The 17,333-nt window shown below is 62.4% G+C and carries 12 protein-coding genes and 1 pseudogene; 5 read left to right on the top strand and 8 right to left on the bottom strand.

Features of this window, described 5'->3' with window-relative positions; genetic code table 11:
- Positions 1–5: 5 nt before the first annotated feature.
- Together xdhB and xdhA are read right to left on the bottom strand one after the other, a co-directional pair.
- Positions 6–2,369, bottom strand: a complete 2,364-nt coding sequence (gene xdhB, locus H281_RS0124425; protein WP_020069759.1) for a xanthine dehydrogenase molybdopterin binding subunit — start codon at positions 2,367–2,369, stop codon at positions 6–8.
- A 38-nt stretch (positions 2,370–2,407) separates the two neighbouring features.
- Entirely contained in the window at positions 2,408–3,961 is a 1,554-nt protein-coding gene (gene xdhA, locus H281_RS0124420; protein WP_020069758.1) for a xanthine dehydrogenase small subunit, read from the bottom strand.
- 375 nt (positions 3,962–4,336) lie between these two features.
- On the opposite strand from xdhA, the gene H281_RS0124415 reads away from it, so the two are divergent.
- Entirely contained in the window at positions 4,337–5,548 is a 1,212-nt protein-coding gene (locus H281_RS0124415; RefSeq protein ID WP_027804907.1) for an MFS transporter, read from the top strand.
- A 189-nt stretch (positions 5,549–5,737) separates the two neighbouring features.
- Here H281_RS0124415 and H281_RS36105 read toward each other — a convergent pair whose 3' ends face one another.
- Positions 5,738–5,926 carry a PAAR domain-containing protein gene (locus tag H281_RS36105; protein WP_084690171.1) on the bottom strand — a complete coding sequence of 63 codons (189 nt, stop codon included), beginning with the start codon at positions 5,924–5,926 and terminating at the stop codon, positions 5,738–5,740.
- A gap of 5 nt (positions 5,927–5,931) precedes the next feature.
- Here H281_RS36105 and H281_RS37660 point away from each other — a divergent pair.
- Positions 5,932–6,156 (top strand): annotated as a pseudogene (locus H281_RS37660) (hypothetical protein); the annotation flags it as partial.
- Positions 6,157–6,175: 19 nt separating this feature from the next.
- On the opposite strand, the gene H281_RS0124410 reads toward H281_RS37660, so the two are convergent.
- The 4 genes from H281_RS0124410 to aspT (H281_RS0124390) form a co-directional block, all read right to left on the bottom strand.
- The gene (locus H281_RS0124410; protein ID WP_027804906.1) at positions 6,176–7,399 is read right to left on the bottom strand and encodes a pyridoxal-phosphate-dependent aminotransferase family protein; all 1,224 of its coding nucleotides are present in this window, start codon (positions 7,397–7,399) and stop codon (positions 6,176–6,178) included.
- 190 nt (positions 7,400–7,589) lie between these two features.
- Entirely contained in the window at positions 7,590–9,254 is a 1,665-nt protein-coding gene (locus tag H281_RS0124400) for a bifunctional aspartate transaminase/aspartate 4-decarboxylase (RefSeq protein ID WP_020069754.1), read from the bottom strand.
- A 92-nt stretch (positions 9,255–9,346) separates the two neighbouring features.
- A complete protein-coding gene (gene aspT, locus H281_RS0124395) occupies positions 9,347–11,029 on the bottom strand; it encodes an aspartate-alanine antiporter (RefSeq protein ID WP_020069753.1) in 1,683 nt (560 codons plus the stop codon).
- A gap of 86 nt (positions 11,030–11,115) precedes the next feature.
- A complete protein-coding gene (gene aspT / locus H281_RS0124390; RefSeq protein WP_020069752.1) occupies positions 11,116–12,798 on the bottom strand; it encodes an aspartate-alanine antiporter in 1,683 nt (560 codons plus the stop codon).
- A gap of 519 nt (positions 12,799–13,317) precedes the next feature.
- On the opposite strand from aspT (H281_RS0124390), the gene H281_RS0124385 reads away from it, so the two are divergent.
- Positions 13,318–14,343: a 2-hydroxyacid dehydrogenase gene (locus H281_RS0124385; RefSeq protein ID WP_020069751.1), complete on the top strand. Its 1,026-nt coding sequence runs from the start codon at positions 13,318–13,320 to the stop codon at positions 14,341–14,343.
- Here the strand turns inward: H281_RS0124385 and H281_RS0124380 are convergent.
- Positions 14,340–14,954 carry a plasmid fertility inhibition factor family protein gene (locus H281_RS0124380; protein WP_027804905.1) on the bottom strand — a complete coding sequence of 205 codons (615 nt, stop codon included), beginning with the start codon at positions 14,952–14,954 and terminating at the stop codon, positions 14,340–14,342. The genes H281_RS0124385 and H281_RS0124380 overlap by 4 nt on opposite strands.
- Positions 14,955–15,050: 96 nt before the next feature.
- On the opposite strand from H281_RS0124380, the gene H281_RS0124375 reads away from it, so the two are divergent.
- Positions 15,051–15,875: a crotonase/enoyl-CoA hydratase family protein gene (locus tag H281_RS0124375; protein WP_020069749.1), complete on the top strand. Its 825-nt coding sequence runs from the start codon at positions 15,051–15,053 to the stop codon at positions 15,873–15,875.
- A 239-nt stretch (positions 15,876–16,114) separates the two neighbouring features.
- Positions 16,115–17,281 carry an MFS transporter gene (locus tag H281_RS0124370; RefSeq protein ID WP_027804904.1) on the top strand — a complete coding sequence of 389 codons (1,167 nt, stop codon included), beginning with the start codon at positions 16,115–16,117 and terminating at the stop codon, positions 17,279–17,281.
- Positions 17,282–17,333: the final 52 nt, after the last annotated feature.

Below are 17,333 nucleotides of genomic sequence, written 5' to 3'. Positions count from 1 at the left end.
TTCAATTACCTCGCGGCCGACGTGGCGGCCCGCACCGCGCCGATCGCCCTGAGGATTTCCTCGCTCGTGGCAGGTGCATTGAGCGGCGGATTCACCCGATGACCGCCGACTGCCGACACCGCGTCGCGAATCGCAAAGAATACCGAGAACGGCAACAGCAGCGGCGGCTCGCCAGTCGCTTTCGAGCGATGGATGCTGTCCTCTGCGTTGCGGTTCTTGAACAGACGCACGTTGAAAACCGGCGGCGTATCGTTGACAGTCGGAATCTTGTACGTGGACGGCGCGTGCGTCATCAGCTTGCCGCCGGCGTTCCACCACAACTCCTCGGTGGTGAGCCAGCCCATGCCCTGAATGAACGCGCCTTCTACCTGGCCGATGTCGAGCGCCGGATTCAGCGACGCGCCTACGTCATGCAGCGCGTCCGCGCGCAGCACGCGCATTTCGCCGGTCAGCGTGTCGATCACCACTTCGGACACGGCCGCGCCATACGAGTAGTAGTAGAACGGCCGGCCTTGCAGCTTCGCCTGATCCCAGTAGAGCTTCGGTGTCGCGTAAAAACCATCGGACCACAGCTGGATTCGCGCGAGATATGCCTTTGCGACGACTTCTTCGAACGGCACCACTGCCTCGCCGACAATCACGCGGTCATGCGCGAAGCGCACGTCGGAAGCATTGACCTGGCCGCCGCCGAAACGCTCGGCGGCAAACGCGGCGAGCCGTTCGCGCAGCTGGCGCGCCGCGTCCTGTGCAGCCTTGCCGTTCAGATCCGAACCCGTCGAAGCCGCCGTCGCGGAGGTATTCGCGACCTTGCTCGTATCCGTCGCCGTTACGCGAATCCGGTTGAAGCCGACGCCCAGTTCATGTGCGACGACCTGTGCGACTTTCGTGTTCAAGCCCTGGCCCATTTCGGTGCCGCCGTGATTCACGAGCACCGAACCGTCGGTGTAGATATGCACGAGCGCGCCGGCCTGATTGAAGTGCGTGACGTTGAACGCAATGCCGAACTTGACCGGCGTCAGTGCGAGGCCTTTTTTCAACACCTCGTTGTTGGCGTTGAATTCGTTGATCGCTGCGCGGCGCGCGCGATATTCGCTGGTCGCTTCCAGTTCGTCGATCAGTTCGTGAATCACGTTGTCTTCGACGATCTGGCCATACGGCGTCTGATTACGCTCGGTCTTGCCATACAGATTGCGGCGGCGCACGTCGAGCGAATCCTCGCCGATCGAACGCGCCACGTTGTCCATAATGTATTCGATCGCAAACGCACCTTGCGGACCGCCGAAGCCGCGAAACGCGGTATTCGATTGCGTGTTGGTCTTGCCGCAAAAGCCGTCGATGGTCACATCGGACAGCCAGTACGCGTTGTCGAAGTGGCACAGCGCGCGCGTCATCACCGGGCCGGACAGGTCGGCCGAAAAACCGCAGCGCGAGGTCATGTCGACGGCCACGCCTTCGATCACGCCCTTGTCGTCGTAGCCGACTTCATACGTGTAGTGGAAGTCGTGCCGCTTGCCCGTCACCATCATGTCGTCGTCGCGATCCGGGCGAAGCTTGACGGGGCACAACAGCTTCCATGCGGCGAGCGCTGCGCAGCACGCGAAGAGACCCGACTGCGATTCCTTGCCGCCGAAGCCGCCACCCATTCGGCGACATTCGATCAGCACGTTATGGGACGCAATGCCCAACGCGTGAGCGACAAGATGCTGCATTTCAGTCGGATGCTGCGTTGAGCAATAGACGTGCATGCCGTCGTCGTCCTTCGGCACCGCATACGAAATCTGCCCTTCCAGATAGAACTGCTCCTGGCCGCCGAGCAGCATTTCGCCAGCCTCACGATGCGACGCGCGCGCGATCTTCGTGCCGGCCTCGCCGCGCGCGAGTTTCATCGGCGGCAGCACGTGCTGATTGGCGGCACGCGCCTGCTGCGCGGTCAGGATGGCAGGCAATTCCTCATAGACGATCTCCGCGCGGCGCGCGGCGAGCCGCGCGGTTTCGTGCGACGTCGCGACCACGATGAACACCGGCTGACCGACGTACTGAACAATGCCGTCGGCGAGAATCGGGTCGTCGCCGTGGACGATCGGCGCGACGTCGTTGGCGCCGGGAATATCGTCCGCAGTAAAGATAGCGACCACGCCGGGCGTCGCGCGCACCTTGTCGAGCGACACGGACACGATCTTCGCGTGTGCTTTGCTCGACAGGCCGAGCGCGGCGTGCAGCGTGCCGGCGACCGTCGGGATGTCGTCGGTATAAGTCGCGCGGCCGCTCACGTGCAGATGCGCCGATTCATGCGGGCGCGACACATGAACCTGCGTGAAGTCGTCGAGCGCCTGAGCGTCCTTCAGAAAGGGTTCAGCATGCTGATTCATTGTTGGGTTCTCCGTATTCTTCGTGCGCTTCGTGCGCTTCAGGCATTCGCTTCGACGCGTCCGCCGACACCGGTGTCCGCAGTCGCGCACGCCGCAGCCACCGCGCGCACATCGAGCGAGCTTTTCGGCAACGGATTGTTGGGACGCGTTTCGAGCCAGAAGCGATACAGCGTGTTCTTTGCAGCTTCGAGACGATAATTGCTGGTCGCGCGCATATCGGAAAGCGGCGCGTAGTCGTTGCCGAGCGCGAGCATCGCGGCTTGCGCGGTGGCTTCATGCCATTCGGCGTCGCGCAGCACGGCTTCTGCGTGCGTTGCCCGCTTCGGCGTCGCGGCCATGCCGCCGAACGCGATGCGCGGCTCGCGAATCAACTCGCCGTCCGCGATAAACGAGAATGCGGCACACACGGCGGAGATGTCCGAGTCGAAGCGCTTCGACAGCTTATAGGTGCGGAATTGCAGCTTTGCACGCGCGCCCGTGCAAGTCGGCACCTTCAGGCCGACGACGAACTCGTGCTCGGCCATATTCTTCTTCTGGTACGCGACGTACAGGTCTTCGAGCGGCATTTCGCGTTCGACGTCGCCACCTCGGACAATCACGCGCGCGCCGAGCGCGATGAGACCGGGCATCGAATCACCGATCGGCGAGCCGTTCGCGATGTTGCCGCCGAGCGTGCCCGCGTTGCGAATGGGCAGCGAAGCGAAGCGTAGCCACATTTCGGTAAGCTCGGGATACTGCTTTGCGATCGCCGCGTAGGCGTTTTCTACCGTCACGCCCGCGCCAATTTCGATCCAGTCGGCACGCGTTTCGAGCTTCTGCAATTCGGCGATCTGTCCAACGTACACGACATTGCCGAGTTCGCGCATTTGCTTGGTGACCCACAGGCCGATGTCGGTACTGCCCGCGAGAATGCGCGCGGCCGACTCGGCCTGCTTGATCTGCGCGAGCGCTTCGACCGTGCGCGGCGCGTCGAAGCGCTGGCCGGCGTGCTCGTAATGGAACGTGTCGTCGCGTTGCAGCGTCGCGAGCGTGCGTGCGAGCGCCTCCACATTCACCGGTGCCTTGGGCGCGGGGACTTCGAACATGCGCACGGCCGCATCCACGATCGGACGATAGCCGGTGCAGCGGCACAGATTGCCTGTGAGCGCGTTGCTGATTGCTTCCCGCGAGGGCACCGTCCTGTTTGCGCAGCCATGCTCGTGGCCGTGCTTTTCGTAGAGCGACCACATCGACATGACGAAGCCCGGCGTGCAGAAACCGCACTGCGAGCCATGGCATTCGACCATCGCCTGCTGTACCGGATGCAGCGAGCCGTCGGGCTGACGCAGATCTTCGACGGTGAAGAGCGCCTTGCCGTCGAGCGTCGGCATGAACTGGATGCAGGCATTGACCGCCTTGAAGTCGACGCCGCCCTTTTCGTTGCGCTCGCCAACCACGACCGTGCACGCGCCGCAATCGCCTTCGGCGCAGCCTTCCTTGGTGCCGGTGCAGCGCGCATCTTCACGCAGATACTGCAGGACCGTGCGGGTGACAGGCGCGTCCTTGATTTCGCGGATCGCGTTGCGATGGTAAAAGCGGATTGGCTCAGTCATGTCTTATCGCTCTCGAATTTTCTTTGTCCAGCAGGGATGGTTCGAAAACTATCACCGTCAATAAATACAACCCATAGCCCGGGTCGCATGCGGAACATATGCGCAATGCGATATAGAGATGAAATCGACGCGTTGTTGGCTTATGTTGGGCTGGCTGGTTCTAGAAGTTTGTTGGCGGAATGCTTGATTTCAGCCATTTTGTAGAGGCGCGCGGTGAGCATTTCGCCCTTCGCCGAAGGCAATTGAGCGTCCGACGCCCCACTATCTGGGCTTCGCGCCGGCTTAAGTCTGACCAATTATTAAGCAAATGCTGCAAGAGAATCGGTTCCATGGGAAAATCACGCCTTCCCGCCGTTTTCAAGTCTGGTTTTCCCCATGTCCACCGACACAGCGACACCCCGCAGCGAATTCGCCACGACCATGCAGATCATTCCGGTCGTCTTTTTCACGTTTCTTTGCTATCTGACGATCGGCATTCCGCTGGCGGTGCTGCCAGGCTACGTGCATGACGACCTCGGCTACAGCGCGGTGCTCGCGGGCGCGGCGATCAGCGTGCAGTATCTGGCGACTCTGGCGTCGCGGCCGCTGGCAGGACGTTCGGCAGACACGTTGGGACCAAAGCGCACGGTGACGATCGGCTTGCTCGGATGCGGCGCGAGCGGCGTTCTTTTGCTGCTGGCGGTTTTGTGCGGACGCTGGCCCGGGCTGAGCCTTGGCCTGCTCGTGTGCAGCCGGCTCGTGCTGGGATTCGGCGAGAGTCTGTGCGGCACCGGCGCGATTCTGTGGGGGATCGGCCGAGTGGGCACGAGCAACAACGCACGAGTGATCTCGTGGAACGGCATCGCCACGTATGGCGCACTGGCGGTCGGCGCGCCGCTCGGCGTTGCGATCGAGCGGACGGTCGGATTTGCGGCGCTCGGCATTCTAGTGATTCTGCTGGCGGCGCTCGGCTTCTACCTTGCGCGGCCGATGGCATCCGTGCCGATCGTGCACGGTGAGCGGATGTCGTACCGAAGCGTGTTCACGCGCGTTCTGCCGCACGGCATCGGCCTCGCGCTCGGCTCGGCCGGTTTTGGATCGATTGCAACGTTTATCACATTGTTCTATGCGGCGAAGCAGTGGCCGAACGCGGCGTTGTCGCTGACGGTGTTCGGCACGCTGTTCATCGGCGCGCGGCTGCTGTTCGCCAACACGATCAAGACCTACGGGGGTTTCCGGGTCGCGATTGTTTCGTTTTCGTTTGAATGTGTCGGCCTGCTGATGCTGTGGCTTGCGCCTGAGCCGCATATTGCGCTCGCGGGGGCGGCGTTGACCGGATTCGGGTTTGCGTTGGTATTTCCGGCGCTCGGCGTCGAGGCAGTCGGACTCGTGCCGCCCGCGAGCCGTGGTGCGGCGTTGTCGGCTTACTCGGTGTTTCTGGATCTGTCGCTGGGTATTACAGGGCCGTTGGCGGGGTATATTGCCGGCGAGTTTGGGTATGGGTCAGTGTTTCTGTTTGCAGCAATTGCCGCTGCAGCGGCAGTGGGGCTTTCCGGTTTTCTTTATCTTCGGGATGTGAAGGTTGGGAAGATGCCTGCGGCGCTTTGAGGGTTTCTTCTGCTCAACGCACCAATTCACAAACGAGTTCCGTGCCTCGGGGCAGGCAGCGGCGTAATCAGGACCGGCGCCGTGGAACGCCTGGCCTTGGTGAGCAGGTAGTCGTACGTTCAGCTGGTACTCGTGGGAACGCTCGGCCTCGAGTCGCCCCGAGTTGCGTTTGTCGAGCGGCTAAAGCGATCATCGTTGCGACAGGCTGGAAATCAATCGGCAACCACACGTCGCACGATGTCCATGATGAGCAACAGGAAGGCTGTCGTCCATCATCGACTCATCACTCGCAACAATTAGGTTCGGTCTAATTTCCGGATGCCGCGGGCAGAAGACTTCGTCGCCCATACGGGCGACCGGACGACCATCGAAGATCATCGTTGGTGCTGGGAACAGCTACATCCGGAGGTACGCGCGTGACGTTCAACTTCGGCGGGCGCAAAGCGATATTCAACATTGTGCGGGCGGGCAGCGTTGCCAATCCACTGACGAGCGATGTGCTGAAGACGTTCCACTGTCCGAGTTCCATGTCAGCGTTCAGTTTGACCGACAGTGGTCCGCCGTCAAGACTACCTCCGGCAGGCGGACTTTCGAGCGTGTCGCATTAGCGGAGTGGTCCCCAACTCGCTACTTGCCTTCCGACAATCCACGCTCCAACGCCGCGACCCCGGCGGGCAAATCGACCTTAACCCCGAGATCGACCATCGTCCGGCCCAACGCGTGCAGAGTGCGAAACAGATTGTGCTCGCGGCATTGCTCGCCCATTTGCCCGATCCGGACAATCGGCAATCCGAACGACCCCGAAATTTCGACCTGATGCTGCCGCGAAATATGCGCGCATACGTCACCTGGACTCAGCCCCGCGGGCACTTCGATGCCCACCACCGAATTCAGCCGGCAAGCAACCGGCGCATATAGTTGCAAGCCGAGCGCGGTCACGCCTTCCTGCAACGCCACCGAACACTTGAGGTGCCGCGCAAAACGCTTTTCAAGCGTCTCTGCGCATACGAGCCGCAGTGCCTCATGTAAAGCCAGCACGCCCGAGACCGGCGCCGTGTAGTGATATCCCGCGTTATGCCAGAAGTTCTCGGCGAGCGAGGCGTCGAGACACCAGTGCGCATTGGGCGCGGTACGTCCTTTCACGCGCTCCCAGGCCGCATCTGAAAACGCAATCAGCGAGACTCCCGGAATAGACGACAAGCCCTTCTGCCCGCCCGTGATCACAGCGTCGATACCCCACGCGTCCATGGCGAGCGGCATGGTGCTCAATGTGCACACCGCGTCGACGATCACCAGCGCGCCTGCCGCCTTCGCCAGTGCGGCGATGTCTTTCAACTGGTAATTCCAGACCGTATTCGAAGTCTCGCCCTGCACCACCGTGACGATCTCCGGACGCTCACGGCGGATTGCCTCGGCGATCTCGTCGAGACTCGCCACCGTGCGGTCGGCCACTTCCAGTTCCGTCACTCGCGCGCCGACGCGGCGGCCCATCTCCGCCATGCGCCCGCTGAAGAAACCGTTCTTGATGCTCAGCACGCGCGTGCCTTCCCACGCGAGATTCGAGATTGCCATTTCCATCGCGGCCGAACCGGGTCCCGCCACGCCCAGCACCCATTTCGAATTGGTCTGGAACACGTAGCGCGCCATCGTCTTCACCTGACCGATCACCTTCACCATGGTTGCGCCCAGATGGTTGATGACGATCGTATTGGCCTTGGCGACCGCTGCAGGAATCGGCACGGGGCCGGCGCCCATCATCAGTAACGGCTCTTCGGGGAGAATGGCGTCGAGCGATTCGACAACCGGACACGGCACAGCAGTAGACGCAACGTTAGATGATGAAGTCGGCATGATCGGTACTTGAAGGAAAGCGCAAAGATGGAATGCACAGGAGCCAACGGCCTCGCCAGCTATGACACTGGCGAGGCCGTCGTCCGATCATTCACCGATCCGCGCAATTGCGCAAGTTTTTTGACCATGCTTTACCGGCGGCGCCGCAAACGCGCGTAGGCGACACGCCTGGCCGCACCGCCGCAAAACCTCATTTCACCTTCGTCTTGTCGAGCTTCTTGCCGGTTTCCGCATTGAAACGCTCGACGTATTCTTCGATCAGCCGCCGCACCGCGCGTCCGATCTGCCGGTAGTCCGACTCGTTGAGGTTGGCCAGCGACACACGCCCCGACGCATGCTGCGTGCCGAAGCCGAGTCCCGGCAACAGCACGACCCGAGCCTCGCGCGCGAGCCGGAACAGCAATTCGGTAGGCTGCGTGCTCTTCAACTGCCAATCGACGAACTCGCGCCCGAACATCCGTTCGCCAAGGTACTCGGCGTCGAGAATCGTGTAGTAGTCGACCTGGTTCGGGTCGCTGTCGTCGAATGCAATGCCGACCTCCTCATAAAGCGCCTGCTTGCGCTTGCGGATCAGGCGCTTCAGCGCGTTCTTGTATGCGTCGGGCGTATCCATCAGCGAGAACAGTGAGAACAGCACCATCTGCACCTGCTGCGGCGTCGACAGCCCTGCCGTGTGATTCAGCGCGACGGTGCGGCTGTCGGCCACCAGACGATCGATGAATTTGAGCTTTTCAGGCTCTGTCGTGATCGACTCATAACGTTCGTGCAACTGCTTCTTCACGTCTTTCGGCAGCTCCGAAATCAGCCTGTCGAGCACGTTGTCGCGATGCGTCGCAATCGTGCCGAGACGCCAGCCGGTTGCACCGAAATATTTGGAGTACGAGTACACGAGAATCGTGTTCTTCGGCGCAAGCGCGAACAGCGACACGAAGTCGTCCGCGAATGTTCCGTACACGTCGTCGGTGAGCAGAATCAGATCGGGCCGTTCCTTGACGATGTCGGCAATGTACTGAAGGCTCTCGTCGTCCATTTTCACCGAAGGCGGATTACTCGGATTCACGAGAAAGAAGGCCTTCACTTTCGGATCGCGCAGCTTGTCGAGCTCTTCTTTGGTGTACTGCCAGCCATTCTCAACACCGGCGTTCAGATTCACCACGTTCAACTGGTAGTCGTTCAGCCGCGGAATCTCGATGTACGGCGTGAAGATCGGCATGCCGAGCGCGATGGTGTCGCCCGGCTTGATCAGGTGATTCTCGCGCATCGTGTTGAAGATGTACGTCATGGCCGCCGTGCCGCCCTCCACCGCGAACACGTCGAATTCGCCGACGAACGGATGCCGGCCGATCATCTCCCGGCGCAGATATTGTCCGACGATAACTTCGGATAGCTTGAGCATCCGGTCGGGCACCGGATAGTTCGATCCGAGAATCCCCTCGCACATTTCATAAAGGAAGTCGCCGGCGGAAAGCCCCAGCTGATCGCGCACGTACGATACCGCGCCGCGCAAAAAATCGATCCCCGCGACGCCTTTGTTTTCGCGCAGGAACAGGTCGAAGCGCTCTTCGAGGCCTTCGCGCCGCGGAAATCCGCCGACGCCTTCAGGCATATAAGCGAACGAGCGCTCCGACTCGCGCATGGCGAAGAGCCCGAGTTGCCAGAAGCCGTGACGCGGGATCGTTGCGAGAAAATTCGGGTTGCCCCGACCGGCGTTCAGCATCGACGCATTGGCTGGCCGCTCGACTGCGCCCCCGCCCGCAGCCTTGATGAGTTCGTCCTTCAGCTCGAACGGGCTGAGCGCGGCAAGACCCGGCTGTGCCATGTCGCCATGTTTCTTGTCGTCCTTCTCTTTTGCCATGATGTGTTCTCCTGAGCCATGTGAAAGACGCCGCCGGGCATTGATCAATGCGATGCCGCGGCCGGCGCGAAGAGATCGATACAACGCGTTTGCTACACGAGTCCCACCACGAGCGGGCCGAGCAACGTCAACGCGACGTTCGCGATTGCATAGGTAATGGCGAACGGCACGGTCGGCACCGCGCTTTCCGCCTTGTCCAGCACGCCGCCAAAAGCCGGATTGGCACTACGTGAGCCCGACAGCGCACCTGCCAGAATGGCCGCGTTGTTGTAGCGAAGCACGTAGCGGCCGAACAGCATCGTGAGCAGGAGCGGGAACAGCGTGACGAACACGCCGAGCAGGAAGATCGTCATGCCGCTTTGCTTGACCGTGACCACGGCCTGCAGGCCGGAATTCAGACCGACCACGGCGACGAAGGCCGCGAGCCCGAAGTCCTTCAGCAGTTGCGAGGCTGCCGTGGGCATCACGCCGTACATGGGATGCTTGCCGCGCATCCAGCCGAACAGCAGGCCGGCGAGCAGACAGCCGCCGCCTGAACCGAGCGTGAGCGGAATTCCACCCACGTTGATAACGATGAGCCCGATCAGCAAGCCGAGCACGAGACCGACGCCCATGTAGATGAAGTCGGTTTTGTTGCTGTACGGCAGCTCGTAACCCGCGGCTTCCACGGCGCGCTTGGTGTCTTTCGGCGAGCCATAAAACGTCAGCACGTCGCCATGTTCCAGATGGGTTTCCGGCAGCAGCGGCAGCGGCTGCCCGGCGCGCGTCACGCCTTGCAGATAGACGCCATGGCGCATGTCGCGATCCACCATTTCCCGCGCGGCCGCGATCGTCGTGTGGTTCATGCCTTTGCGGGTGAATACGCCTTCGCGCGTTTGCATGACGACGCCGACATCGCCAATGTCTGCAACTTCGCTGCCGTTCGAGCCGAACTCGACGACGGCTTCGCGACGGCCGACGACGAGCACGACATCGTCGTGATCCAATACCAGGTCGGGCGTGGGGTCGAGCGTATGGCCGCCTCGCTTGACGCGCTCGATTGTCAGCATGTCGCGATGCAGTGTCTCGACCTGCTTCACCGTCTTGCCCGCGCTGACGTCGATCCGGTACGCGCGCCCTACCAGTTCCGGCAACGCCAGAAGCTGTCCTGGCCCGCGAGCCGGCGCGCCCGCGGTGAGCTCCCGTTCTGCTTCGATGGACGCATCGCGCAGACTCTGCCCCATGAACTTCGGCAAAATGTTCACGCATACGATGATCGCGCCGAGCGAGCCGAACACGTACGTCACCGCATAGGCGATCGCAACGTCGGATTGCAGCGATTTCACCTCGTCGGCGGGCAGCCCGAGGCGCGCGATCGCGTCGCCCGCAGTGCCGATGATCGCCGACTGCGTCAGCGCGCCGCCAGCGAGCCCGGCCGCCAGCCCCTTGTTCAGGTGGAACAGCTTTGCGCAGACCACCACGGTGATCAGCGCGGTAACCGCGAGGAAAACGGCCATCGCGATTTCGCGCAGCGTCTTGCGGTTCAGCGAATTGAAGAAACCCGGACCGGAGTCGTAGCCGACCGCGTAGATGAATACGGCGAACATCACCGACTTCACGCCGTTGTCGATCGTCACGCCTGCCTGACTGATTACCACCGCCGCCAGCAGCGATCCGCCGACGCCGCCCAGCTGGAACTTGCCGAAGTTGATCTGGCCAATGAAGTAGCCAGCCGCGAGCGACAAAAACAGCGCGATCTCAGGTGATTTCTGGAATATGTGATGTAGCCAGTCCATCATGTCCTCGCTGAATAGTTTGCGATGCTAATTACCCGACACTGCCCGCCGCGGGTGTTCGACCCCCGCGCGGTGAATCCGACCGGCTAGCTGAGCTTACCGGCCAGGCCGACCACGACCGGTCCCATCAACGGCAGAAAGATGTTGGACAGCGCGTAGGTGATCGTGTAGCCGATCACCGGCGTGGAGTTGCCGGTCACACCGACGAGCGCGCTGATTGCCGGCGTGCTGCACTGCTGACCGGCGATGGCGCCGAGCAGCATCGGCGTTTCGAGCTTGAGGAACATGCGGCCAATCCACAACGACAGCAGCCCCGGCACGAGCACCATCAGAATGCCGGCCACGGGCAGCGCGAGGCCGTATTCGCGCACCAGCTTGATGGCGTCCGGTCCCGCCGACAATCCCACCGCGGCAATGAAAGTGGCGAGCCCGAAGTCCTTGAGAATCTGCGCAGCCGCCGGAGGCAGCGAGCCGACGAGCGGATGGCGCGAGCGGATCCAGCCGAACAGCAGCCCGGACAGCAAACAGCCGCCGCCGGTGCCCAATGCGAGCGACACGCCGCCGATGCGCCCGCCCAGGTGGCCAATCGCCATGCCGACCAGCACGCCGAGGCCCAGATAGACGAAGTCGGTCTTCTGCGTTGCGACGAGCACATAGCCGAGACGCCGCGCGCCGCGCTCGACATCGGCCTTGGCGCCGACAAGCGTCAGCACGTCGCCGCGATTCAGTTCGGTGCCGGGCAACGCGGGTATCGTCGTCTCCAGTCGCGTGACGGCCGCGATGTAGACGCCACGCGCCTCGTCCGGCGGTGCCCGCTCACGCATCTGGGCAACCGTGAGACCGTGCGCGTCGCGCCGTGTCAACACGACGTCGAGCTTCTCGGCAAGCACCTGGCCGAAGCCGGCGCCGTCGACTTCATCGCCGAGATCGGGTGCCGCGGCGACGATCGCTTCGCGGCGGCCCGCGACGAGCACAATGTCGCCCGAGGCCAGCGCGAGGTGCGGATCTACCGGCACATTCGCGCCGTGGCGCCGCACCTGCTCGATGGTGAGATTGAAGCCGTGCTGCTGTTCGATGGTGAGAACTGTTGCACCATGCGCCGCCCCGACGCGAAAAACGCGGCCCACCAGCGCCGGTGCGGCGGCATGCTGGCCCTCGCCCAACGCTCCGTCGCCGCCGAGCTTGCGCCATACGCGCGCCGCCTCCTCGCGCAAATCGACGCGCAACAGCAAAGGTGCGAACTGGCTCGTAAAGAGGACGATAGTGACCAGCCCGAACAGGTAACTCACGCTGTACGCGGTCACGATGTTGGCTTGCAGACGCAGCGTCTGCGCTTCGTCGAAGCCAAGCCTGGCAATCGCCTCGGAGGCTGTGCCGATCACGGCCGACTCGGTCGCCGCGCCGGCCAGCAGACCAGCCGCAGTGCCGGCATCGAGCCTCATGACGGTCACCGCGATCATGATCAGCACGAGCACCGACACGATCTCGACCACTGACAGCAGCCCATAGCGCCACCCCCGACCGATATTGGCGAAGAATTGCGGCCCACCAGTGAAGCCCAGCGCAAAGATGAACAATGCGAAGGCGATGTTCTTCAGATCGGGCGCGAGGCGCGCGCCTGTCTGGCCAAGTAACAACGCAACGATCAATGTGCCGCAAACACCGCCCAACTGGATAGGACCAATACGGAAAGAGCCAATCAAATAGCCGATTGCGAGGCTCGTGAACAGAGCGATCTCCGGTTGAGTCCTCAGCAATTCACTGGTCATGTTGACTAGCCGATTTTTGAAATTATTCGCAAATTGCTAAATATCTACGTAAGAGAAATTAAGCCCGTTGCCGTTGTCGATAGTTGACTTAAATCAGCTATCCCACGGAAAAGATGGAATGGCGTCATATTGCGCAAAGATAGCGCGCAGCAAATCACGAATGCCGCGCTGACTACTGCGTCATTAGACGGAACACATTGCTGACCGGACTTCGCTTGATGCGCCCGGCAGGGTGACACACCGCAAGTGCGGTTTGCACGAAATGCCTTTACTCATGAATGGAGCGGTGATTCACGAGCTTTTTTAAATTATGAAAGTTTAGTATCCCTGTCAATGCTATTTTTTTGCCATGAACACTTGACTTCACAGAGCGCGGACCTAAACAAACTCCATCCGCATTCGCTTTAGCGCATTGCTTATTGCGATAGCTCCCTTATACTCATTCGCTCCAGGCAGACTTGACTCGCCATCATTAGCCGGGAATTCGCGAGCGCCGCGAAACGTTCATGGGGATACGCGATGCGCATCATTCTCTTCAGCAGCCGCCAATACGACATCGAAACTTTCACTGGAGCGAACAGCCGCCATGGCTATGAGCTGCATTTCCAGGAATCGCATCTGGACAGCGAAACTGCTGTTCTGGCGCAGGGCTACGAGGTGGTGTGCCCGTTCGTCAACGACCTGGTCGACGCGGCCGTGCTGGAGCGGCTGTATGCAGGCGGCACGCGGATGATTGCCTTGCGTTCGGCGGGCTTCAACCACGTGGACCTCGCAACGGCCGAACGTCTCGGCATCGCGGTCGCCCGGGTGCCCGCGTATTCGCCGCACGCGGTGGCCGAGCACGCAGTCGGCTTGATCCTCGCGCTGAACCGGCGCATTCCGCGAGCCGTCGCCCGTACACGGGAAGGCGATTTCTCGCTGCATGGGCTGCTCGGTTTCGATTTACACGGCAAGACGGTGGGCGTGATAGGCACCGGCATGATCGGCCGCGTGTTCGGCCGCATCATGGCGGGCTTCGGCATGCGCGTTCTCGCGCACGACCCCGGCACGCCCGCGAGCGACCTGCTCGCGCTCGGCGCGCGCTATGTCGCACTCGACACGCTTCTGGCGGAATCGGACATCGTGAGTTTGCACTGTCCGTTGGTGCCGTCGACCTACCATCTGATCGACGCCGCCGCGCTGGCCAAAATGAAGCGTGGCGCGATGCTGATCAACACGGGGCGCGGCGGACTCGTCGAAAGCAATGCGCTGGTCGGTGCCTTGAAGGACGGCCAGCTTGGCCATCTGGGGCTAGACGTCTACGAGGAAGAAAGCGGACTCTTCTTCGAAGACCATTCGAATCTCCCGCTGCAAGACGACGTGCTCGCGCGTCTCCTGATGTTCCCGAACGTCATCGTGACCGCGCACCAGGCGTTTTTCACACGCGAGGCGATGAACGAGATCGCGCAGACCACGCTCGATAACGTCGCCGCCTGGCAAACGGGTGTGCCTCGCAACACGGTCTCTGCAACGGGCACAACGAGCGCAACGGGCACAGCAAGCTAGACGCCGCCGACCTTCAGCGAAACGGGGCGGATCGCGGTGCGGGCGTCGTCCGGCGCACCGCACATCTCACGCAGCAAGGCGGCCTCGCGCTCGTGCACTTCCACCGGAAACCAGCGTGCGCCGGCGTCGGCAAGATAACGTGCGCGATGCTGGCCATTGCGAAACGCCACCACACCCTCGCGCTCGAAACCGAACCAACCCAGTAGACCCGGTGCGCGGCGCGTGCAAATCGTCACGTAGGGCATCTGCGGAATACGAGGATTGTCCGGATCGAGAAATTCGCGAATGCCCCGCACCTTGCCCGCATGCCATTCGGCGATAGGCTTCAGAACGTAGTCGGTGTTGTCGCGATCGGCGCAGGCAAGCAGCTTGCGCACGTCGACCAGCACGACCTGATGCCGGGTGCCGTCGGCGACGAACACGCGTTTCAGGCGCACATGGTCGTACCATGAATGTTGATGCAGCGGCACGATCCAGGCCGTCTCAGCGCAGGCCGGCGCAGTTCCGGACGATGAATTGATTAGAGGCAAAGGCAGGCTCGAAGAGCCGGCGAAGATTCGCCAGCGCGTTAAGAGAGCGCTAACGCTACGAGTCGATTGTGAAAGAAGCATGTCAAGCCACGGTATTAACTGCTCTGCATGAGTGCCGACGAGCGCGGCACAAACGCCCGAACTGACGGGCGAACGCGGACCTTCAAGGACACAACGATGAAAGACACCCTGAATTTCAATCGATATGTGCGCATAGAGGCTAACCAGGATAACGGCGTAGCAACGGTCGTGCTTGAGCGCCCCGAGCGCCGGAATGCTGTCGACCGCGTTGTCGCCGACGCTTTGAGCGCCGCGTTCCAATGCTTCGAGGCTGAACCGGCGTGGCGCGCCGCAGTGCTGTTCGGCGCAGGCGGCACCTTTTGCGCGGGCGCGGATCTGAGCGCGCTGGCCGACGAAAACCTCCGCAACGAAATACACGCAGACGGCAGCGGACCTGGGCCAATGGGACCGACTCGCACGAGCTTCACGAAGCCGGTCATCGCGGCCATCGCGGGCTATGCGGTGGCGGGCGGCCTGGAACTGGCTGCGATGTGCGACCTGCGTGTCGCGGAAGACGATGCGGTGCTCGGCGTGTTCTGCCGGCGCGTCGGCATTCCGTTGATCGACGGCGGCACGATCCGCTTGCCGCGGCTGATCGGCATGTCGCGCGCGCTCGATCTGATTCTGACGGGACGTGCGGTGAGCGCCCAGGAAGCGCTCGGTTTCGGCCTCGTCAACCGGGTGGTTGCAAGGGGCGAGGCGCGCGCCGCGGCAGAGCAACTGGCCGCGGATCTCGCAGCATTCCCGCAGGCGGCGCTACTGGCTGACCGCCTTTCGGTGCTCGAAAACAGCATACTCGGCGACCTGGCCGAGGCACTCCAGCGCGAAGGCGCCGGCGGATATCGGGCTGTATTCGACGAAGGTATCGCCGGTGCCGCGCGTTTTGCAAAAGGCGTTGGATGTCACGGCGAGACGCCGGATTCGCATGAAGGAAGCAACTAGCGGGGCGCGGAAAAGGAGTGGCTGCAGCTATCGGCACCGCGGGTCGTACACACTCAAGCGGCGTGGAATCCCGCGGTGTTCAGCGAAAAACAACATGTGCATCGGCGCTCAGCACTATCGTTTTGACTTAGGTAGAATCCCTGACTGTTTTGCATCCCGCACGGCGCATGCGCTCTCGTCCCGAAAACGCGCGCCGGCCGCGCGACGCTTCGCGCCGCGCCGATCCACAGTCTGCCGCCATGCCTTTGCCCCTGCTTGCTCTTGCCGTTGCCGCCTTTGGCATCGGCACCACCGAATTTGTCATCATGGGGCTGTTGCCCAACGTCGCCCGCGACCTGTCTGTCTCGATCCCGGCAGCGGGCATGCTGGTCTCGGCATATGCGCTTGGCGTGACCATCGGCGCGCCGATCGTGGCAATCGCGGTCGCCAACATGCCGCGCAAGAAAGCGCTGATGAGCCTGATCGGCGTATTCATCGTCGGCAATCTGCTGTGCGCGTTGGCGCCGGGCTATGCGGTGTTGATGGCCGCGCGGATCGTCACGGCGTTCTGCCATGGCGCGTTCTTCGGCATCGGCTCGGTGGTCGCCGCGGGTCTCGTCGCGCCGAACCGCCGCGCGCAGGCCATCGCGCTGATGTTCACCGGCCTCACGCTCGCGAATGTGCTCGGCGTGCCGCTCGGCACCGCGCTCGGCCAGGCTGTCGGCTGGCGCGCGACCTTCTGGGCCGTGACGGCCATCGGCATTGCCGCAGCTGCCGCGCTCGCCGTGTGCCTGCCGGCGCAGATCGAGATGCAGAAGGCGAGCCTCGTGCGCGAATTCAGCGTACTGAAAAATCCGCAGGTGTTGATGGTGCTCGGCATCAGCGTGCTCGCTTCAGCGAGCCTCTTCTCCACGTTCACGTACATCACGCCGATTCTCGAAGACGTGACCGGCTTCACGCCGCACGCCGTCACACTCGTGCTGCTGCTGTTCGGGCTCGGCCTGACGGTCGGCAGCACGCTTGGCGGCAAGCTCGCCGACTGGCGCCTGATGCCGTCGCTGGTGGCCTTTCTGCTCGCCATCGTCGTGATTCTCGCGATCTTTGCCGGCACCATGCATGCCGAAGTTCCGGCAATGATCACCGTTTTCGTTTGGGGTGTTCTGGCATTTGCAATCGTGCCGCCATTGCAGATGCTGATCGTCAATCGGGCGAGCCACGCGCCGAATCTTGCGTCGACGTTGAACCAGGGCGCGTTCAACCTCGGCAACGCAACCGGCGCATGGCTCGGCGGCATGGCGATCGGCGCGGGCGCGCCGTTGACCACGCTGCCGTGGGTCGGCGTCGCGACGTCCATCGGGGCGGTCGTGCTCACGCTGTGGTCGGTGTCCATCGACCGGCGCGCGCAGCGGATGGCGGTGGCGGGTTGACAGCAGCCTGCGCGGGCTCGCGCCGGTTCATGCCGGCGCGCTTCGCGCGAGC

This window comes from Paraburkholderia caledonica, assembly GCF_000383275.1.
Classification (GTDB): Bacteria; Pseudomonadota; Gammaproteobacteria; order Burkholderiales; family Burkholderiaceae; genus Paraburkholderia; species Paraburkholderia caledonica.
The sequence above is the reverse complement of the archived record's forward strand: the minus strand, read 5'-3'. Positions and strand labels throughout refer to the sequence as shown.